This window comes from Mycobacterium sp. BK086 (assembly GCA_004362315.1).
Lineage (GTDB): Bacteria > Actinomycetota > Actinomycetes > Mycobacteriales > Mycobacteriaceae > Mycobacterium.
In genome coordinates this window covers 640,757-661,194 of the sequence record SNWL01000003.1, presented here as the reverse complement: position 1 = coordinate 661,194, position 20,438 = coordinate 640,757, and the positions used below count along the sequence as shown (strand labels likewise).

The 20,438-nt window shown below is 68.3% G+C and carries 17 protein-coding genes; 9 read left to right on the top strand and 8 right to left on the bottom strand.

Going from position 1 to position 20,438, the window contains the following annotated elements; genetic code table 11:
- Window positions 1-3: 3 nt before the first annotated feature.
- Genes EV580_RS03180 through EV580_RS03165 form a run of 4 tightly spaced genes read right to left on the bottom strand, consistent with a single transcriptional unit; the run spans window position 4 to window position 3,116 of the window.
- Window positions 4-867: an amino acid ABC transporter permease gene (locus EV580_RS03180; RefSeq protein WP_133689680.1), complete on the bottom strand. Its 864-nt coding sequence runs from the start codon at window positions 865-867 to the stop codon at window positions 4-6.
- Complete coding sequence (locus EV580_RS03175) at window positions 864-1,544, bottom strand: amino acid ABC transporter permease (RefSeq protein WP_133689679.1); 681 nt, start codon at window positions 1,542-1,544, stop codon at window positions 864-866. The genes EV580_RS03180 and EV580_RS03175 overlap by 4 nt, the downstream gene beginning before the upstream one ends.
- A 12-nt stretch (window positions 1,545-1,556) precedes the next feature.
- Complete coding sequence (locus EV580_RS03170; RefSeq protein WP_133689678.1) at window positions 1,557-2,369, bottom strand: glutamate ABC transporter substrate-binding protein; 813 nt, start codon at window positions 2,367-2,369, stop codon at window positions 1,557-1,559.
- Window positions 2,370-2,387: 18 nt separating this feature from the next.
- Window positions 2,388-3,116 (bottom strand): amino acid ABC transporter ATP-binding protein, encoded by a 729-nt coding sequence (locus EV580_RS03165; RefSeq protein WP_133691006.1) that lies wholly within the window; start codon window positions 3,114-3,116, stop codon window positions 2,388-2,390.
- 129 nt (window positions 3,117-3,245) lie between these two features.
- Here EV580_RS03165 and miaB point away from each other — a divergent pair, with 129 nt between their 5' ends.
- Together miaB and EV580_RS03155 are read left to right on the top strand one after the other, a co-directional pair.
- Window positions 3,246-4,760 (top strand): tRNA (N6-isopentenyl adenosine(37)-C2)-methylthiotransferase MiaB, encoded by a 1,515-nt coding sequence (miaB, locus tag EV580_RS03160; RefSeq protein ID WP_221218525.1) that lies wholly within the window; start codon window positions 3,246-3,248, stop codon window positions 4,758-4,760.
- Window positions 4,748-5,344 carry an Rv2732c family membrane protein gene (locus EV580_RS03155; RefSeq protein ID WP_133689677.1) on the top strand — a complete coding sequence of 199 codons (597 nt, stop codon included), beginning with the start codon at window positions 4,748-4,750 and terminating at the stop codon, window positions 5,342-5,344. Before miaB ends, EV580_RS03155 begins: the two co-directional genes overlap by 13 nt.
- On the opposite strand, the gene EV580_RS03150 is transcribed toward EV580_RS03155, so the two are convergent.
- On the bottom strand, window positions 5,341-6,666 hold the full coding sequence (locus EV580_RS03150) for a DUF349 domain-containing protein (protein ID WP_133689676.1): 1,326 nt from the start codon (window positions 6,664-6,666) through the stop codon (window positions 5,341-5,343). The two genes, EV580_RS03155 and EV580_RS03150, sit on opposite strands and share 4 nt — an antisense overlap.
- A gap of 219 nt (window positions 6,667-6,885) precedes the next feature.
- Here EV580_RS03150 and EV580_RS03145 point away from each other — a divergent pair, with 219 nt between their 5' ends.
- Genes EV580_RS03145 through hflX form a run of 5 tightly spaced genes read left to right on the top strand, consistent with a single transcriptional unit; the run spans window position 6,886 to window position 11,725 of the window.
- Window positions 6,886-7,773 carry a DMT family transporter gene (locus EV580_RS03145; protein ID WP_133689675.1) on the top strand — a complete coding sequence of 296 codons (888 nt, stop codon included), beginning with the start codon at window positions 6,886-6,888 and terminating at the stop codon, window positions 7,771-7,773.
- 19 nt (window positions 7,774-7,792) lie between these two features.
- Window positions 7,793-8,479, top strand: a complete 687-nt coding sequence (locus EV580_RS03140) for a class III extradiol ring-cleavage dioxygenase family protein (RefSeq protein WP_133689674.1) — start codon at window positions 7,793-7,795, stop codon at window positions 8,477-8,479.
- Window positions 8,476-9,390, top strand: coding sequence for a tRNA (adenosine(37)-N6)-dimethylallyltransferase MiaA (miaA, locus tag EV580_RS03135; protein WP_133689673.1), 915 nt, complete (start codon window positions 8,476-8,478; stop codon window positions 9,388-9,390). The genes EV580_RS03140 and miaA overlap by 4 nt, the downstream gene beginning before the upstream one ends.
- A 4-nt stretch (window positions 9,391-9,394) precedes the next feature.
- Window positions 9,395-10,264, top strand: a complete 870-nt coding sequence (gene dapF, locus EV580_RS03130; RefSeq protein ID WP_133689672.1) for a diaminopimelate epimerase — start codon at window positions 9,395-9,397, stop codon at window positions 10,262-10,264.
- 57 nt (window positions 10,265-10,321) lie between these two features.
- Entirely contained in the window at window positions 10,322-11,725 is a 1,404-nt protein-coding gene (gene hflX / locus EV580_RS03125; RefSeq protein ID WP_133689671.1) for a GTPase HflX, read from the top strand.
- Here the strand turns inward: hflX and EV580_RS03120 are convergent.
- The 3 genes from EV580_RS03120 to EV580_RS03110 form a co-directional block, all read right to left on the bottom strand.
- A complete protein-coding gene (locus tag EV580_RS03120; RefSeq protein WP_208114557.1) occupies window positions 11,722-13,137 on the bottom strand; it encodes a PE-PPE domain-containing protein in 1,416 nt (471 codons plus the stop codon). The genes hflX and EV580_RS03120 overlap by 4 nt on opposite strands.
- Window positions 13,138-13,239: 102 nt before the next feature.
- Entirely contained in the window at window positions 13,240-15,522 is a 2,283-nt protein-coding gene (locus tag EV580_RS03115; RefSeq protein WP_133689670.1) for a molybdopterin-dependent oxidoreductase, read from the bottom strand.
- A 9-nt stretch (window positions 15,523-15,531) separates the two neighbouring features.
- Entirely contained in the window at window positions 15,532-16,710 is a 1,179-nt protein-coding gene (locus tag EV580_RS03110) for a 5'-methylthioadenosine/S-adenosylhomocysteine nucleosidase family protein (RefSeq protein ID WP_286171429.1), read from the bottom strand.
- A 172-nt stretch (window positions 16,711-16,882) separates the two neighbouring features.
- Between EV580_RS03110 and EV580_RS03105 the strand changes: the two genes are divergently transcribed.
- Window positions 16,883-18,055: an acyl-CoA dehydrogenase family protein gene (locus EV580_RS03105; RefSeq protein WP_133689669.1), complete on the top strand. Its 1,173-nt coding sequence runs from the start codon at window positions 16,883-16,885 to the stop codon at window positions 18,053-18,055.
- 219 nt (window positions 18,056-18,274) lie between these two features.
- Window positions 18,275-20,428, top strand: coding sequence for a sunset domain-containing protein (locus EV580_RS03100; RefSeq protein WP_133689668.1), 2,154 nt, complete (start codon window positions 18,275-18,277; stop codon window positions 20,426-20,428).
- Window positions 20,429-20,438: the final 10 nt, after the last annotated feature.

Genomic DNA, 20,438 nt, shown 5'->3' with positions numbered 1-20,438 from the left:
GGGTCAGTCTCCGGGCTCCAACGCCGCCTGCGCATGCATCGGCGCAGCCGTCCGTTTGGACCGCCGTAGCCGTTTCTCCAGCCGCGTCGCCGCTACCGACAACGCGAAGTTCACGCTGATCATCAACACCGCGATCACGATCAGCGCGGGAACGTAATTGCCGTACGACGACCCGACGACCGTGCCCTGGCGGACCATCTCGACGAACGTGATCTGATACCCGATCGCGGTGTCCTTCAACACCACCACGAGCTGGCTCACCAGCACCGGCAGCATCGAGGTAATAGCCTGCGGCAACAGGATTGACCGCATCGTCTGTCCCCAGCGCAACCCCAGCGCGGACGCGGCCTCGCTCTGTCCCCGCGGCAGCGAACCGACGCCGGCACGCACGATCTCGGCGATCACCGCGCCGTTGTAGAGCGTCAGACCCGTCACCACACCGGCCAGCGCCAGATACTTCGACGGGAACGTGTCGTACAGCGCGTACACGAAGTACGCGAAGATCATCATGATCAGCACTGGCACAGCGCGGAAGAACTCCACGATCACCGCCGAGGGCCAGCGGATGAAGGCCACATGCGAGAGCCGTCCCACCCCCAGCAGAAACCCCAGGATGAGTGCCAGCACGATCGACAGGGCCGCGGCGGTCAGCGTGCCTTCGATACCCGGCAGCACGTAGGTCGTCCACAGGTTGCCCGTCACGAACGGGTGCCACTTGGCTGAAGTCAGCTGGCCCTTGCTGGCCAGCTTCGCGATGACCGCCCAGATCACCAGTGCGGCAACGACAATCGTCACCACCGAGATGATGCGGTTGCGTACCCGCGCCCGTGGGCCCGGTGCATCGAAGAGAACTGACGCGGTACTCATCGCACGACCGCCAGTCGTTTACCCAGCCAGCCGAACAGCAGACCCATCGGCAACGTCAGGATCACGAAGCCGACGGCGAAGATGGTGCCCACCGTGATCAGCGCCGCGGTGTTCTCGATCATGCCCTTCATCAGCAGCGCCGCCTCGGCCACACCGATCGCCGAGGCGATCGTCGTGTTCTTCGTCAGCGCGATCAGCACCGAACCAAGAGGAATGATCACCGAGCGAAAAGCCTGCGGCAGCAGAATCATTCGCAGATTCTGGCCGAACGTGAAGCCCAACGAACGCGCGGCCTCGGCCTGGCCCAGCGGAACCGTGTTCACCCCGGAGCGCACCGTCTCGCACACGAATGACGCTGTGTAGACCGTCAATCCGAGCACCGCGAGCCGAAAGTTGCTGTCCTCGATCGACGTCATCGACTTCGGATCCACCAACGTGATCCCCAGCGTCTGCGCCAACCCGAACGAGCAGAACAGGATGATCAGCGTCAGGGGAGTGTTACGCACCACGTTGACGTAGGCGGTGCCCAGCCAGTTGAGCATCGGCACCGGTGCCAGCCGCATCGCGGCCAGCACCGTGCCGAGGATCAGCGCTCCGATCGCGGAGAACACCGTGAGTTGAATCGTGGTCCAGAACGCCTCGAAGATCTGGCCGCGATACTCGCTGAAGACCTCCACGTCGGTGCGGTCTCAGCAGGCGTCGAGTGCGGGCGGGGCCGGAGCGGTGATCCCGGCCGGGCCGAGGTTCTTGTCGAACGCGGCCTTCCAGGAGCCGTCGGACACCATCTTCTTCAGCGCGTCGCTGATCTTGGTGCACAGCGCGGTGTCACCCTTCTTCAGCCCGATCCCGTAGCGCTCCTCGGAGAACGGCTGGCCGACGATCTTGAACGTGCCGGGCGTCTGCGCTGCGTATCCGGCCAGGATCACCTCATCTGTGGTCACCGCATCGATCGCGCCGTTCTTCAGCGCCTCCACGCACGCCGAATAGGTGTCGTACTGCTGCAGCTGGACACCCGGGTACTTGTCCTTGATCCGCTGCGCCGGGGTCGACCCGCTGACCGAACACAGCTTCTTGCCGTTCTGCAGCGACTCCGCGCCGGTGATGTCGGAGTTGTCGGCGCGCACCAGCAGGCTCTGGCCGGTGACCAGGTACGGCCCGGCGAAGCTGACCTTCTCCTTGCGGGCGTCGGTGATCGAGTACGTCGCGACGATGTACTTCACCTGGTCGTTCTGGATCAGGTTCTCCCGCTGACCGGAGGGCGATTCTTTCCACTCGATCTTGTCCTCGGGGTAGCCCAGCTCCTTGGCGACGTATTTGGCCACGTCCACGTCGAAGCCGCTCATCGTGCCGTCCGGCTTCTTCAACCCCAGACCGGGCTGGTCGAACTTCGTGCCGATCACCAGCTTGTCGCCGCTGTCACCGCCGCCGCACGCGGTGGCCGCGAATGGCAGTGCGACTGCGAGTACGGCGGCGCCAACGAGCCGCCAAGAAAGAGAAGCCATCGGGTGTTTCCTTTCGCCCTAGTGGTTGAGGATCTTGCCGAGAAAGTCTTTGGCACGGTCGGATTGGGGGTTGTCGAAAAACTCGGTAGGTACGGCGTCCTCGACGATCGCGCCGTCGGCCATGAACACCACCCGGTTGGCCGCCCGGCGGGCGAAGCCCATCTCGTGGGTGACCACCACCATCGTCATGCCGTCGGACGCCAGCGAGCTCATGACCGCCAGCACCTCGTTGATCATCTCCGGGTCCAGCGCGCTGGTCGGCTCGTCGAACAGCATCACCTTCGGGTTCATCGCCAGGGACCGGGCGATCGCGACGCGTTGCTGCTGACCACCGGACAGCTGCGCGGGGTACTTGTCCGCCTGATTGGCCACCCCGACCCGTTCCAGCAACGACAGCGCATTCTTGCGCGCCTCGTCCTTGCCCACCTTGCGCACCTTCACCGGGGCCAGAGCAACGTTTTCCAGGATCGTCTTGTGCGCAAACAGGTTGAACGACTGGAAGACCATGCCCACATCGGCCCGCAACTCCGCGAGTTTGCGTCCCTCCGAAGGCAATTGCTGACCGTCGATGGTGATCGTGCCGGAATCGACGGTCTCCAGCCGGTTGATGGTGCGGCACAACGTCGATTTACCCGAACCCGACGGCCCGAGCACCACCACCACTTGGCCGCGATCGACCTCGAGGTTGATGTCCTTGAGTACGTGCAGGTCGCCGAAATGCTTGTTGACGCCCTTGATCGAGATCATCGGCTCTTCGCCGCTGCGCCCCATGCGTTCAGACCCTACCCAGGTAACCCCCAGTTTGCCGAGCGTTGACCAATCCGCGATTTCTCGGGCACCCCACCTCCTCCGTACGATGAGCGTGTGACATCGGTGCTGACCAACGACCACCCCGCGGGCGAACTGCCTGGTTCGGGCGCTGGGCGCACCTACCAGGTCCGCACCTACGGCTGCCAGATGAACGTCCACGATTCCGAGCGGCTGGCCGGGCTGCTCGAGGCCGCCGGATACCACCGGGCGCCCGAGGGCACCGACGCCGACGTGGTGGTGTTCAACACCTGCGCGGTGCGCGAGAACGCTGACAACAAGCTGTACGGCAACATCAGCCACCTCGCGCCACGCAAGCAGGCTGACCCGAATATGCAGATCGCCGTCGGCGGCTGCCTGGCGCAGAAGGACCGCGAGGGACTTCTCAAGAAGGCGCCGTGGGTCGACGTCGTCTTCGGTACCCACAACATCGGTTCGCTGCCGGCGCTGCTCGACCGGGCGCGGCACAACCAGCAGGCTCAGGTCGAGATCGAAGAGTCGCTGCGGGAATTCCCGTCGACGCTGCCCGCGGCTCGCGAATCCGCTTACGCCGCATGGGTTTCCATCTCGGTGGGCTGCAACAACACCTGCACGTTCTGCATCGTGCCGTCGCTGCGCGGCAAGGAAGTGGACCGCCGCCCCGACGAGATCCTGGCCGAGGTGCGCTCACTGGTGGATCAGGGCGTCCTGGAGATCACCCTGCTCGGCCAGAACGTCAACGCCTACGGCGTCTCGTTCGCCGACCCCGGCACCCCGCGGGATCGCGGCGCGTTCGCCGCGCTGCTGCGCGACTGCGGCCGTATCGACGGGCTGGAGCGGGTGCGGTTCACCTCGCCGCATCCGGCCGAATTCACTGACGACGTCATCGAAGCCATGGCGCAGACCGCGAATGTCTGCCCGAACCTGCACATGCCGCTGCAGTCCGGGTCCGACCGCATGCTCAAGGCGATGCGCCGCTCCTATCGCGCCGAGAAGTACCTCGGCATTATCGATCGGGTCCGCGCGGCCATGCCGCACGCGGCGATCACCACCGACATCATCGTCGGCTTCCCCGGCGAGACCGAGGACGACTTCGCCGCCACCCTCGACGTGGTGCGCCAAGCCCGCTTCAGCGCCGCGTTCACCTTCCAGTACTCCAAGCGGCCCGGCACCCCGGCCGCCGAACTCGACGGACAGCTGCCCAAAGCCGTTGTGCAGGAACGCTATGACCGTCTGATCGAGCTGCAGGAGCGGATCTCGTTCGAGGAGAACACCGCCCAGATCGGCGCCGAGGTCGAGCTGCTGGTCGCCACCGGCGAGGGCCGCAAGGACGCCAGCACCGCCCGGATGAGCGGACGCGCCCGCGACGGCCGGCTGGTGCACTTCACCCCGGGTGGGATCGAGCTGCGCCCGGGCGACATCGTCACCACGACGGTGACCGGCGCGGCCCCGCACCACCTGATCGCCGACGCGCCACTGCTCAGCCACCGCCGCACCCGGGCCGGTGATGCCCACGCCGCAGGGCTGCGTCCCCGTACCGTCGGGTTAGGGCTGCCCCCGATCGGCAAGCCCATCATCGAAGAGACGACGGGATGTTCGCGGTGAGCAAGTCGCCAAAAAACGACGGATGGGAGGCCTACCGCTCGGACCTTGAAAAGGCCGAACGCAAGGTCGCCGGCGAGATTCAGCCGGGCGCCCGGGCGATGGTCGTGGCCATCCTGGTGTTCGTCCTGCTGGTGTCGCTGATCCTGCCGCACACCGGCGACGCCCGCGGCATCGACGTTCTGGCCGGGGACAACAAGGCGATCGGGGTGGGCATCGCCCTGCCGTCGCGGATCTTCACCTGGCTGGTCCTGGTGTTCGGCGTCGGGTTCTCGATGCTGGCGCTGACCACCCGGCGCTGGGTGCTGGCCTGGATCGCACTGGCCGGTTCGGCGCTGTCCAGCGCGGTCGGGCTGCTGGCCGTCTGGTCTCGGCAGACCGCCACGCACGGACATCCCGGTCCGGGCATCGGGCTGCTGCTCGGCTGGCTCGCGGTGATCGTGCTGACGTTCCACTGGGCGCGGGTCGTGTGGACACGCACCGCGGTACAGCTGGCCGCCGAAGAACAACGCCGGATCGCGTCAGCGGAGAGTCAGTCGCGCACCCTGCTCGAAGACGTCGACCGCCGCGACGACGACTCTAGCTAGCGCTTCTTACCCAGCGACTCGACCGCGGCGTCGGCCCACTGCCGCCACTGCTCGGCGCTGGCCCTGGCCGCCTCCGCGTCCTTGGTGCGGCCCGCGGCCTCGGCCTTCTCCGCTTGCTTCTCGTACTGCTCCACCCGGGCCTGGAACTGCTCGGCGCGAGCCTGGGCCTGCGGATCGGTCCAGCCGGAGTCGGCGGCGTCGCGCACCTTCTTCTCGACCGCGCGCAACCGTCGCTCCAGATCGGCGGACCGCTCGCGCGGCACCTTGCCGATCGCGTCCCACTTGTCGGTGATGTGCCGCAGCGCCGAGCGCGCGGCATCGAGGTTGGAGGTGTCGAGCTTCTCGGCCTCGGCCAGCAACGCCTCCTTGGCGGTGGCGTTGGCGGCGAACTCGGTGTCGCGCTCGGCGTTCACCGCGTTGCGCGCAGCGAAGAACGTGTCCTGGGCCGCCTTGAACCGGTGCCACAGCGAGTCGTCGACGTCCTTGGCCGCCCGGCCCGCCGCTTTCCACTCGGTCAGCAGATCGCGGAATGCCGTCGCCGTCGCCGACCAGTCGGTGGAACCCGACAGCTCCTCGGCCCGCACGCAGAGCGCTTCCTTGGCCTGCTTGGCGCCGGCGCGCTCGCGGTCCAGGTCGGCGAAATGCGAGCCGCGGCGGCGGTTGAACGTCTCGCGGGCGGCCGAATACCGCTTCCACAGCGCGTCGTCGGTCTTGCGGTCCAGGCCGGTGATCGTGCGCCACTCGTCGAGGATGGTGCGCAGCCGATCGCCTGCGGCCTTCCACTGTGTCGAGGCGTTGGCCAGTTCCTCGGCCTCGGCGGCCAGCGCTTCCTTACGGGCCGTCTGCTCGGCGCGGTGCTCGTCGCGGCGCGCCCGATCGGCGGCGGCGGTCTCCTCGGCGTGGTCCCGGATCGCGCCCAGCCGCTCGGCCAGCGCATCCAGATCGCCGAGAACGCTTGCGGTCGGCAGGGTTTCGGCCAGCGAGGCCGCGGCAGCCTTGATCTTGCGGGCGTCGCCGGTACCCGAGGCCAGCCGGGTCTCCATCAGCGTGACCTCGGTGGCGAGATCCTCGAAGCGCCGGCCGAAGTGCGCGTAGGCCGCCTCGGGGTCGCCGGCCTGCCACGAGCCGATGGAACGCTCGCCGGCGGAGGTGATCAGCCACACCGTGCCGTCGTCGTCGACGCGGCCGAAACGATGCGGGTCACTGGACGGGGGCACCGCCAGCGGGGCAGTGGGAGGGTGGGGCTTGGGCACGGGCCGCGCCGGTCCCGGTCGGGGTCCCGGCCGCGGGGGTCCGCCGGCATTGGGTTCGTCGATGGTCACTCGCCTCACCTACCCTCCGCGCGGAAAGCCCGCGCATCTGCCGCGCGACGCGGCGCCACTACTGCATGGTCGACGACCCCCTTCGAATTGCGGGCGGCCGTCCTCGTTGGTATTGAACCAGGTCGATGCCACATATGCGTCCGGGTTGAGTGGTCTGAGGTTGCGGACGCCCGTCACCGGCGGGCAGGCTGGCGGGTTCGAGGGTGGAGGAGACTGACCATGGCAAAGGCGGATATCGCTGTCCTGCTTGCGTTGTGCGCCGCCTTCTTCATCGCGATCGGCGACGTCATCCAGCAACGTTCTGCTCACGATGTCACCGACGAACAGGTGAGTCCCGTCGAGCTGTTCACCCGGCTGTTGCGCGACAAGACCTGGTGGGTGGGCAGTATCGCCGGTGGCGCGGGCTTCGGATTTCAGGCGGCAGCGCTCGGATTCGGCTCGGTGCTGCTGGTCCAGGCGCTGCTGGTGACCTCGCTGCTGTTCGCCCTGCCGATGAGCGCCTACTTCGCGCACCGGCGGATCAGCCGCTCGCAATGGCTGTGGGCGGTCCTGCTGGCCGCGTCGGTGGCGGTGATCGTCACCGTCGGCAACCCCACCGAAGGACACTCCCGCGCCGGCATCGAACTGTGGATCTGGGTGATCGCGATCATGGGCCCCGCGCTGGCGGCCTGCATCATCGGCGCGCGGGTGTGGTCCGGAAAGCCCGCCGCCGCGGTGCTGCTGGCGCTGGTGTCCGGCTCGCTGTGGGGCTTGTTCGCCGTCCTGACCAAGGGCGTCGTCGGCCGCCTGGACCACGGAATCGAGGCCGTCCTGGTCAGCCCCGAGCTCTACGCGTGGGCCGCGGTGGCGGTGGGCGCCACCGCGTGGCAGCAGTCGGCGTTCCGCGCCGGGTCGATGGCGGCCTCTCTGCCGACGATGACGGTCGCCGAACCGATCGTCGGCTCGGTGCTGGGCATCTTCGTGCTCGGCGAGACCTTGCGGCCCGGCGAGGCGGGCTGGTTCGTGCTGATCGTCGCCGTCGCGGCCATGGTGTTCGCCACTGCGGCGCTGGCTCGCGGCGAGGTCACCTCCTCGGGCGAGCCCGCCAGCGAGAGTGTCCCCGGCTGACGGCCACTACCGTGGTGGCGTGCTGTCCGCGATCGCCCTGACTCCGTCGGCGCCCGTCCTGGTGCCCGAGCTGGCCGGCGCGGCGGCCGCCGAAGTCGCCGAATTCCGTGCCGCGGCGCTGGCCGCGGCCGCCGAACTGCCGCAGCGCTGGATCGCCGTCGGCGTCGGACCGGACGACCGGACCATCGACCCCGAGACCCGAGGAACGTTCGCCGGCTACGGGGTGGACGTCTCCGCCGCGCTGTCCCCGGACGCGCCGGCGGACGTGACGGCGTTGCCGCTCTGCGCGCTGTTCACCGGATGGTTGCGCGGGCAGGCGAATCCGGCGGCCCGCGCGCAGGTCCGGGTGTATCGCGCCGACCACGACGCCGATTCTGCCGTGGCAGCCGGCCGCGCCCTGCGCGCCGAGATCGACGCCGCCGGCGAACCGATCGGTGTGCTGGTGGTCGCTGATGGCGCCAACACGCTGACGCCGCCCGCACCGGGCGGATACGACCCGAATGCCGAGCCGGTTCAGACCGCGTTGGACGACGCGCTGGCCACCGGCGACACCGAGGCGCTGACCCGGCTGCCCGACGGGATCGTCGGACGGGTCGGTTACCAGGTGCTGGCCGGGCTGATCGGCTCCGGGCCGCGGGCGGCCAAAGAGCTGGTGCGGGGCGCGCCGTACGGGGTGGGCTACTTCGTGGGCGTCTGGGTCCCATGAGGCCCATCGCGGTCATCGGGCCGACCGGCACTGGTAAGTCCGCACTTGCTCTTGAGGTGGCCGAACGGCTCGGCGGCGAGATCGTCAACGCCGATGCCATGCAGCAGTACCGCGGCATGGACATCGGCACCGCCAAGCTGACCGTCGCCGAGCGCCGCGGCATCCCGCACCACCAGCTCGATGTGCTCGACGTCGCTCAGACCGCCACCGTCGCGCGCTATCAGGAGGCTGCCGCCGCCGACATCGAAGCACTCGTGGCCCGCGGGGTGCCGCCGGTCATCGTGGGCGGCTCGATGCTCTACATCCAGTCGCTGCTCGACGAATGGGCGTTCCCCGCCACCGACCCGCAGGTGCGCGCCCGGTGGGAACAGCAGCTCGCCGACATCGGGGTGGCCGCGTTGCACGCCGAACTGGGCCGCCGCGACCCGGCCGCCGCGACCGCGATCCTGGCCACCGACGGACGCCGGATCGTGCGCGCGTTGGAGGTCGTCGAGCTGACCGGCCAGCCGTTCGCCGCGTCGGCACCCCGCATCGGCACGCCCCGCTGGGACACGCTGATCATCGGATTGGACTGGCCGACAAGCATTCTCGACGAACGGCTGACCCAGCGCACCGATGCGATGTTCGACGCAGGCCTGGTCGAGGAGGTGCGGGTGCTGCTGGGCAACGGGCTTCGCGACGGGGTGACCGCCGCCCGCGCGCTGGGCTATGCCCAGGTGATCGCCGCGCTGGACGCCGGTGGCACCGACGAGCAGCTGGCGCAGGCGCGCGAGCTCACCTTCATCGGCACCCGCCGCTACGTGCGCAGGCAGCGGTCGTGGTTTCGGCGCGACCATCGCATCGTATGGCTCGACGGTGCGGGCGGCAGCCTCGCCGACGACGTGATCGCCCGGTGGCGGCACGTATCCTGATCAGGTGATCTTCACCAAGGGGCACGGCACGGAGAACGACTTCGTGCTGCTACCCGACCTCGACGCACAGCTGGAGCTGGCACCGTCCGCGGTGACCGCGCTGTGCGACCGGCGTCAGGGCCTGGGCGCCGACGGTGTTCTGCGGGTCACCACCGCCGGCGCGGTCGTCGCCGCCGGCGTGCTGGACCGGTTGCCCGAAGGCGTCGACGCCGACGACTGGTACATGGATTACCGCAACGCGGACGGCTCGATCGCCCAGATGTGCGGCAACGGCGTGCGGGTGTTCGCGCACTATCTGCGGGCCAGCGGCCTGGAGAAGCGCGACGAGTTCGTCGTCGGCTCGCTGGCCGGGCCACGGCCAGTCATCGTCCACCACGCCGACGCGCTCGCCGCCGAAGTCACCGTTGACATGGGCAAGGTCAACCGGCTCGGAGCCGGCACCGCCACCGTCGGCGGCCGGCACTTCACCGGCATCGGCGTCGACGTCGGCAACCCGCACCTGGCCTGCCTCGACCCCGGCCTGTCCGAGGCGGCGCTGGCCGCGCTCGACGTCGCCGCACCCGTGCAATTCGACCACCAACAGTTCCCCGACGGCGTCAACGTCGAGGTGCTGACCATCGCCGGTGACGGCGCGGTCAGCATGCGGGTCCACGAACGCGGGGTCGGTGAGACGCGCTCCTGCGGCACCGGCACGGTGGCCGCCGCGGCGGCCGCGCTCGCGCACCTCAACCTGGCGACGGGCACGCTGCGGGTACGCATTCCGGGCGGCGAAGTCACCGTCGGGATCACCGATTCCAGCAGCTCCCTGCGCGGGCCGTCGTGCCTGGTGGCGCATGGTGAAGTCGCCGACGCGTGGTGGGCGGCCCAGCGCTGACGGCACATTATTGGAGTGCACGACGCCAGCGTGACGTGACACCATCGACTACGGCTTATGACGAAATCTGACTTTCCCGACCCCAGCGTCGGCGAACTCGCGCTCGAGGACCGCGCCGCCCTCAAGCGCGTCGCCGGGCTATCCACCGAACTCACCGACATCTCCGAGGTCGAGTACCGCCAGCTGCGGCTGGAGCGGGTCGTCCTCGTGGGGGTGTGGACCGACGGCACCGCCGCCGACTCCGAGGCCAGCCTCGCCGAACTGGCGGCACTGGCCGAAACCGCGGGTTCCGAGGTGCTCGAAGGAGTGATCCAGCGCCGCGACAAGCCGGACCCGTCCACCTACATCGGGTCGGGCAAGGCTCAGGAGCTGCGGCAGATCGTGATCGCCACCGGCGCCGACACCGTGATCTGTGACGGTGAGCTCAGCCCCGCCCAGCTCAATGCGCTGGAGAAGGTGGTCAAGGTCAAGGTCATCGACCGCACCGCGCTGATTCTGGACATCTTCGCCCAGCACGCCACCAGCCGGGAAGGCAAGGCGCAGGTCGCCTACGCGCAGATGGAATACATGCTGCCGCGGCTGCGCGGCTGGGGTGAGTCGATGTCGCGGCAGGCCGGTGGCCGAGCCGGCGGCGCCGGGGGCGGGGTGGGTACCCGCGGCCCCGGTGAAACCAAGATCGAGACCGACCGCCGCCGTATCCGCGAGCGAATGTCCAAGCTGCGCCGCGAGATCAAGGACATGAAGCAGATCCGCGACACGCAACGCAGCCGCCGGCTGCACAGCGATGTCGCCTCCGTCGCGATCGTCGGCTACACCAACGCCGGCAAGTCCAGCTTGCTCAACGCGCTCACCGGCGCCGGGGTGCTGGTGCAGAACGCGCTGTTCGCCACGCTCGAACCCACCACGCGCCGTGGCGAATTCGACGACGGCCGCCCGTTCGTCCTCACCGACACCGTCGGCTTCGTCCGGCACCTGCCGACCCAGCTTGTCGAGGCGTTCCGCTCCACCCTGGAAGAGGTGGTCGACGCCGACCTGCTGGTGCATGTGGTCGACGGATCCGACAGCAACCCGATGGCCCAGATCGAAGCGGTGCGTCACGTCATCCGCGAGGTGCAGAACGATCACCACGCCCCGCCGGCGCCGGAGTTGTTGGTGGTCAACAAGATCGACGCCGCCAACGATCTGATGCTGGCTCAGCTGCGTCGTGCGCTGCCTGGCGCGGTCTTCGTGTCGGCGCACACCGGAGAAGGGCTGCCACGCCTGCGCGCCCGCCTCGGCGAACTCGTCGAACCGCGGGAGATCACCGTCGACGTGACGATCCCGTACGACCGGGGCGACCTGGTGGCACGCCTGCACAGCGACGGGCACGTCGACGCCGTCGAGCACACCGAGGCGGGCACCCGCCTCAAAGCGCGAGTGCCCGCGGCGCTGGCCGCGGGCCTGCGCCAGTACAGCAGCTAGGCGGCATCCTTTGCGGCGGAAGGCCTTCCGCTCTTGCCGGTGCCGGCCTTGGCCGCCTTGGGTGCGGAGCTGCTGACCGTGTTCTTCTCGTCGTCACCGGTCTTGGGCTTGCTGACCTTGGCTGCCGTGCTGGGACGGCTCGAGGCAGCGGCCTTGCGCTGCACCGGCTTCGGGGCGGCCTCGGTGGCCGGCTGGCTGGTGCTGGCCGCGGCCAATGTCGACGAGGTGGCGGGCGCGGGCACGGCGGGCGCGGGCACGGCGGGCGCGGGCACCGAGACGCCCACGTCGCCGAGCGCGTCGTGGATGCCCTGGACGACGGCCTTGGCGAGGTCGACGGTCAGCTTCACCGGGTTGATCGGGGTGAAGATGTTGAACGGCATCGGCTGACCGTAATTGCTTCTGTCGTAACCGGTTTCGATCAGAACTCGGGTGACCGGTGAGATCAGGTCCACGAAGGGCTTGATGATCGCGGTGGTGCCGGTCGCGGCGCCGATGTCCAGCAGTGGCTGCATGATCGGCAGGGTCTTGGCCGGGATCGTGATGTAGAGCGTGTCGTTGAAGGTCTGGCAGTTCTTCGGGCTCTGCGAGCAGTCGATCGCCGTCTCGAGTTCGGGAATGGTGTACCCGTAGGGCAGCTCGGTCGACGGCTGGGTGCCGCGCGGGGAGATGTAGTTGCCGTGGATGTACCAGAACCCGGCCAGCGCATTGAGGACGGCCAGTGCGTTGAGCGGGTTGGCCGGGAAGTCGGCAACGCCGTCGTACTGGAACGCGATATCGGTGGTGTTCACCGCGGGCAGCACCGTGGTGTCGGTGGGGGCAGGCTGACCGAAGGTCGCGTCCAGGATCGGCACCGTGCCGAGCGCGGCCAGGCGCTCGAACAGGCCGCCGTTCGGGCGGTTGGGGTCGCCGATGAAGACGAACGAGTACCGGTCGGGGATGACGCCGCCGTTGGCGTCGGCGAGCTGCCGCTTGACGATGTTGGAGACCGTCGCGCCCTGCGAGTAGCCGAAGATGACCACGTCGTCATTGGGATCGGTGGCGGCGATCTGGGTGTTCAGGCTCTCCACCCCGCTGGCCACCGAGACGTTCCACTTCGCGCCGTTGAGCCCGCCCCAGCCGGCGAACGGGAAGGGCCAGAACTGCGCGGTGTAGGGGACCGGCTCGGGCGTACACGTCGTCGCGCAAGCGGGATCCAGCGGCTGGATGTAGTAGTTCACCGCGTTTTCCATGTAGTTCGTGCCCAGCGGCGGCACGGCCGGGTTAGGGGTGCCGGTACCGGGCACGATCAGGGCCACCGCGGCCAGGCTGACGGCGGCGGAAATGGTGCTGCCCACCGCGAGAGCGACCGCGGTGAGCATCGCCAGCAGCGACACGATGACCGAGCGGGTGGCGGTGCGGACTATCTGAGACATCAGCAAACCTTCTTTGGGAGCAACGAGGTTGGGTGAAATCTTCGCATCAGCGGACTTATGTCCGCAGTGAAATGTGAGAAGAACCTGAGAAAAACGCTGTGGTCAGCGGATTACCGGGGGCTCGTGCGCTCGCACGGGCGGCAACGGGCCGGCGAACTTCTCCACCTGGACCAGCACGGCCGCCCCGGTGCAGCCACGCGCCAGCGACGAGGTGCCGACGTCATCGGTCAAGACGTTCGGGTTGCCGTGCACGCACATCGAGTCCGGGTCCGCCGGATCCAGCGGGTCGTACCAGGCGCCGGTCGACAGCTGCACCACCCGCGGGCGCAACGCGTCGTCGATGACCACCCCGGCCAGACACGCGCCGCGGTCGTTGAACACCCTGACCACCTCGCCGCCGGTCAGGCCGCGCTGCGCGGCGTCGGCGGGATGCATGCGCAGTGGTTCGCGGCCGTGGACTTTCGCGTCCTGGCTGACGGCGCCGGTGTCGAGCTGGCTGTGCAACCGGGTGGCGGGCTGGTTGGCCAGCAGGTGCAGCGGGAAGGCCTCGGCGCGCTGGCCGCCCAGCCACTCGACCGGGTCGTACCACCGCGGATGTCCCTGGCAGTCCGGATAGCCGAACCCGTCGATATCGGAGGAGAAGATCTCGATCCGGCCGCTCGGCGTGGCCAGCGGGTGCGCGTGCGGGTCCGCCCGGAAGTCCGCCAGCAGGGTCAGGCCGGATTCGACCGGCAACGTCAGAACGCCGTCGGCCCAGAACTGGTCGAAGTCGGGCACGGCGAAATCGACTTCAGCCGACCACTTTTCATACATGTGCGCCAGCCACTGCCGAGCGGTACGGCCTTCGGTGAAGTGGTCGCCGAAGCCCAACCGTTCGGCCAGCGCGGCGAATGTGGTGTAGTCGTCGCGGGATTGCGCATAGGGCCGCGCCAGCGCCGGCATCGCCACCAGCAGCGGATCGTTGCGTGACCCGGAGTAGTCGTCGCGTTCGAATGCCGTGGTGGACGGGACGACGATATCGGCGTGCCGGGCCATCGGTGTCCAGTACGGGTCGTGCACCACGACGGTGTCGACCCGGGCCAGCGCGCGGCGCAGCCGGGGCAGATTCTGGTGATGGTGAAAGGGATTGCCGCCGGCCCAGTACACGCATTTGATGTCGGGGTAGGTCAGCGTGCGCCCGTTGTAGGTGAACGTCTCGCCTGGATGCAGCAGCATGTCGCTGACTGCGGCGACCGGGATGAAGGTTTGCACCGGGTTGAACCCTTGCGGCAGTGAGGGCAGCCGAACCCGCACCGGGGGCAGCCCAGGTTCGTTCATCGAGCCGTAGCCGTGGCCGAAACCGCCTCCGGGAAGGCCGATTTGGCCCAGCATGGCGGCCAGCGTCAGTCCCATCCATGGGGCCTGCTCGCCGTGGCGCAGGGGCTGCAGCGACCAGCTGACGGTGACGATCGTGCGCTTGGCGGCCATCGTTCTCGCCAGGTCGGTGAGCACCGCGGCGTCGATACCGCAGATGTCCGCGGCCCATTGCGGAGATTTCGGCTGACCGTCGTCGATGCCGAGCAGGTAGCGCTCGAACTTCTCGTAGCCGGTGCAGTAGGTGTCGAGGAAGGCGCGGTCGGCAAGGTTCTCGCTGGCGAGCACATGGGCCAGGGCGAGCATGATCGCCACGTCGGTGCCGGGGATGGCGGGCAGCCACTGGCAGTCGCCGTCGACGTCGCTGCGCAGCGGGCTGATCGAGACGATGCGCCCGCCCTTGGCGCGGAACCGCCGTAGCGCGTCGCGCGCGGGGTGGCCGGTGGTGCCGCCGTGGTTGATCCCGGTGTTCTTCAGGTTCACCCCACCGAAGCACACCAGCAGGTCGGTGTGCTCGACGATGACGTTCCACTCGGTGGATCGCTTGAACAGGTCGTCGTGCGTGCCGACCACCCGCGGCATGATCACGCCGGTGGCCCCGAGACTGTAGGAGTGCCGCGAAAAGGTATATCCACCAAGCAGTTTCAGGAAGCGATGCACTTGACTCTGCGCGTGGTGGAAGCGGCCCGCGCTGGCCCAGCCGTAGGAGCCGCCGTAGATCGCCTCGTTGCCGTAGGTGTCGACCACCCGGCGCAGCTCCCCGGCGAGCAGATCGGCGAGTTCGTCCCAGCTCACGGCGACGAACGCGTCGGCGCCGCGTGTGGCGCTGGGCCCCGGTCCGTCGCGCAGCCACCCGCGACGGACGGCGGGTGTGGCGACGCGGGACTGGTGGCGCAGCGAGCCGGGGATGTTGCCGAGCAGGGGAGAGGGGTCGTCGTCGCCGGGCATCGGCGCGACCGCGGTGATCTCGTCGTCGGAGACCGTTGCGCTGAAGGCGCCCCAGTGCGTGAGGCTCCTGCGGGCACCGGCCATGCCCAGAGCTTATGCGGCGGTGTCCGCCTGCCAGGTCTGCAGGAAGGCCTCGGCCACGGTGGCGGCGTTGTCCGCGGCGATCTGGCCGTAGACGAAGAACTGCAGGAACGGGATGCCTGGCAGGTGTAGCGGGTCGCCGGGGCCGTCCGAAACCCCGCGGATGCCGAGGAAGGGAACCCCGAAGCTGTCGGCGACCTGTTGTGCCGCGGCGGTTTCCTGGTCGACGGCATCCACTGGCGGAATGGTGGTCCCCAGGTATCCGGTGATGTTGCCGATCAGCCCCTTGGCGAGGAACGGCCCGATCGCCTGGAAGAAGTTGCCGGTGAACAGCGGCGAGAAATCAGGTGCGGCCAACGGTTGGGGGCCGAACACCCACCCGCCGAGCGGGATATTGGGAAAGGCGGTGCCGTTGTTGTAGTCGCCGCTGGTCCCGTCGCCCCCGACGAACACCCCCGGTTCGCGCCGCAGATCGATCCGCAGAACCGAATTCAGCAGTCCGCAGCCGAATGCGGGATCGACGATGCTGTCGGAACTCCGCAGGTCGACCGTCAGGCTGTTGGCCGCCGCGAGCATGCCGGAGTCCACCGGGTTCCAGCTCTCGCCACCATCGGAGGTCCAGCGCGCTGGCACTGTCACCGCGCCGATGCTGCTTCGGCCCGATCCGCCGGCGACGCCGACGAAAACGACTGCGCCGATGGCGATCCCGGTGTCACCGGCAAAGTGGTCCAAGGCGGCGCGGGTGGTGTCGGTGGCGTTGACCATGCCGATGCCGGTCATCGCCACGATGACCTTCTTGCCACCCAGCTCGCCGAGGTAGAAGTGCCGGCCGTCGACCACCACCGACGGTTCGGGATCCAGCGTGGTCCGCGCCAGGACGGCGTCGGCTTCGGCGGGGAAGGCCGTCAGCACCAGCGTGCGCCGCTCGGGTTCGCCAGCTTGCGGCTGCGGGGCGGGGCTCTGTGCCTGTGGCGGCGCCGCGACGACCGGGCGGCGGTTCTTCCTCGCCGAGGACGCCATCGCCGATGTGCGCATGCGCTGGGGTGCCGATGCGGAGGCGGACCGCGGATGGGCGCGATGGCCCGCCACCGAATCCGAGGAGCTGGGTGCCGCCGTCGCCGCCGCGGGCCAGATGAACAGCGCTGCTCCCAGTCCGACCGCCGCCGCGATGACACGAAGCCATGTCAGCATGTTGAGCCCCCTCGACCTGCTGCTTTGCCAACGGTAGCGCCGCGCGGAGGCCGGCTCCCGAACTTCGCGCGAACATCTGGCTCACGCCGACCGGCGGGTCCCGCTTTGGCGACCAACCATCCGGTTGGTTATCCTCGTTCGCAAACCCAGAATGCCATCCGGAAGGAAGTCAATGGCTGTCGACAAGAACGCCACCGTCAAGTACGAGCGGACCCTGTTCGAGCCCGAGCACGACCTGTTCCGCGAGGCCTACCGGGCGTTCCTCGATCGGCATGTGGCGCCGTTCCACGAGCAGTGGGCAAAGGACAAGATCGTCGACCGCGGGGTCTGGCTCGAGGCCGGCAAGCAGGGCTTTCTCGGGATGGCCGTGCCGGAGGAGTTCGGCGGCGGCGGCAACGCGGACTTCCGCTACAACGTCATCCTGACCGAGGAGACCGCGGCGGGGCGATACAGCGGCCTGGGATTCGGCCTGCACAACGACGTCGTCGCGCCGTATCTGCTGGACCTGACCACCGAAGAGCAGAAGCAACGCTGGCTGCCCAAGTTCTGCAGCGGCGAGTACATCACCGCGATCGCGATGACCGAGCCCGGCACCGGGAGCGACCTGCAGGGCATCAAGACCCGGGCGGTCAAGCAGGACGACCATTACGTCCTCAACGGCTCGAAGACGTTCATCACCAACGGCATCCACGCCGACCTGGTGATCGTGGTCGCCCAGACCGACCCCGAGAAGGGGGCGCTGGGCTTCTCGCTGCTGGTCGTCGAGCGCGGCATGGAGGGCTTCGAGCGCGGCCGTCATCTGGACAAGATCGGCCTGGACGCCCAGGACACCGCCGAACTGTCCTTCACCGACGTCCGGGTTCCTGCGGAGAACCTCCTCGGCGAGGAGGGTCAGGGCTTCATCTATCTGATGCAGAACCTGCCGCAGGAGCGCCTCAACATCGCGGTGATGGCAGCTGCCGCCATGGAGAGCGTCCTCGAGGACACGCTGCAGTACACCAAGGAGCGCAAGGCTTTCGGTAAGCCGATCGGCAGCCAGCAGAACAGCCGCTTCCTGCTGGCCGAGTTGGCCACCGAAGCGACCGCCGTGCGCATCATGGTCGACGAGTTCATCAGGCTGCACCTCGACCGGAACCTCTCGGCCGAGCAGGCCTCGATGGCGAAGTGGTATTCCACCGAGAAGCAGGTCCATCTGGTGGACCGCTGCCTGCAGTTGCATGGCGGATATGGCTATATGCGCGAATATCCGGTGGCTCGGGCCTACCTGGATGCCCGCGTCCAGACCATTTATGGGGGGACGACCGAAATCATGAAGGAAATCATCGGCCGCAGCCTGGGTGTCTAACCCAGGCCTATGGCCTGAGCTGGTATTTCATCCTGACAAAAGTCACAATTCGGGACGCGATTACCCGAATATGCCGACTTTGTGCTCGACTTTTCTCGGAGTTTTACCCCCTCGACCGCGGGGCTTATCTCGGTAAACGCCGCGTGTCGTGAAGTGCTGACGCACGGTTGACGCGGAGGATGAGGGGAAGCATCTTGACCGAAACTGCGGGGAGAGTGCATGACCTGGCTTGGAAGTCGTCTCAGTAGAGGCGTCGGGAGGATGGCGCTCGCCGTCGTCGCGACGGCTGCTGCGGCGCTGCTGTTCGCACCCGGGGCGATCGCAACCCCCGACAGTGATGCAAGTGATGCCATCGACCAGGCTTGGCAGGCCGCAGGTGGCGACACCTCCCCAGTAGGCACGAAGGACGGCGACGTCTACGCCGTCGGTGACGGATTCGCCCAGAACTTCAGCGGCGGCAAGATCTTCTTCACCCCCGCGACCGGCGCCCATCTGCTCTTCGGACCAATCCTGGACAAGTACCAGGCACTGGGTGGTCCGGCCGACAGCGATCTCGGCTTTCCCACCATCGACGAGGTCGCCGGCCTGGTAGGTCCGGACAGCCGGGTCAGCACCTTCAGCGCCAGCGACAAGCCCGCGATCTTCTGGACGCCCGACACCGGCGCGTGGGTGGTGCGCGGCGCGATCAACGCGGCATGGGACAAGCTCGGCGGCTCGGCCGGCACGATGGGCGTCCCGACCGGCGACGAGACCTTCGACGGCGCCATGGTGAATCAGAAGTTCACCGGCGGCGAGATCTCCTACGACAACAGCGCCAAGACCTTCACCACGGTTCCGCCCGAACTGGCCGGCACCCTGGCCGGTCTCGAGGTCCCGAGCGACGCGACCTCGGCGATCAACGAGGCGTGGCGTGCCGCTGGTGGACTCTCGGGGCCGCTCGGAGCCCGCCAGGGCGCGCAGAGTCCCGTCGGCTCCGACGGTGCGGTGCAGGATTACGCCGGCGGCAAGATCTTCTACTCGCCGGCGACCGGTGCGCACGCGGTGACGGGCGCGATCCTCGCGAAGTACGAGGCCCAGGGCGGACCGACCGGCGATCTCGGCCTGCCGACCGGAACCGAGGCCGACGGCGGAGCCCCGAACAGTCGCGTCAGCTCGTTCAGCGCCGCCGACAAGCCGGTGATCTTCTGGACGCCGGACAACGGCGCCATCGTGGTGCGCGGCGCGATCAACGCCGCATGGGCCAAGCTCGGCGGGGGCGGCGGCAAGCTCGGTGCGCCGACCGCGGAGCAGAGTGTCAATGGCGACACCGTGACTCAGAAGTTCACCGGTGGCGAGCTCTCGTGGAACAAGGCCAGCAGCAAGTTCACCACCAAACCGCCGGAGCTGGCCGGGGAGCTGGCCGGGCTGCAGGTGCCCAACGGGACCGGCCCGCAGGCGGGCCCGGCACCGAAGTCCGACAAGGGCTTCACCTGGCACTGGTGGTGGTTGCTGATCATCATTCCGGCGCTGCTGCTGGTGGCGGTGATCGCGCTGGGGCTGCTCTGGCTGCAGCGGCGCCGTGGCAACGACATCGAGGTCGACGACGACTTCCATGACACCGAGTACGACGACGATGACGACCACTGGCCCAGCGAGCACCCCGTCTCGTCGGGACCGACGGCTGCGGACCGCTTTTCGACCTACCCCGACGGCGGTCGCGGGCAGATCGCCCAGGCTCCCGGGTTCGGCTGGGCGCAACCGGACGACGAGCACAAGTCGCAGCCCGGGCCCGAGGATGTGTTCGACGGCGATCAGGACTCCATCGACACCACGCCGACGCGGATTCCCGAGGAGCCCGCGGATCTCGGCGATGACGATGCCGAACCCGAGGTGGCCGTCGAGCACGAGTACGCCGAGATCGAAGAGATCGAGGACGACGACAGCGCCGCCGACTCCGGACGCCATGCCGCGGTGAATCTCGGCGAGTCGCAGTCGATCTGGCGCCTCAACCTGGGCGAGTCGGGTAGGCCGGGTGGGCGTCGCCGCGCGGCCGAGCCGGATCCCGAACCCGAGCCGGAACCGGAAGAGGGGTTCGCGGAAACCGAGATCGTCGACGCCGAGGTCGACGACCTTGACGACGACGCCCAGTCGATCACCGAGCCGGCGGAGGTTCTTCAGTCCGATGTCCCGGCCGGGGGCGCGTCGTCGCGGCCGGCGATCCACCTTCCGCTGTCGGATCCGTATCAGGCACCGGAAGGCTATGTGATCAAGGCGAATACGCATTCGGGGCTGTACTACACTCCCGATTCGGCTCTCTACGACCACACGGTTCCCGAAGTGTGGTTCGCCAGTGAGGAACTCGCTCAGGCGAACGGATTCCTCAAGGCGGAGTGAGGCTCTGGTC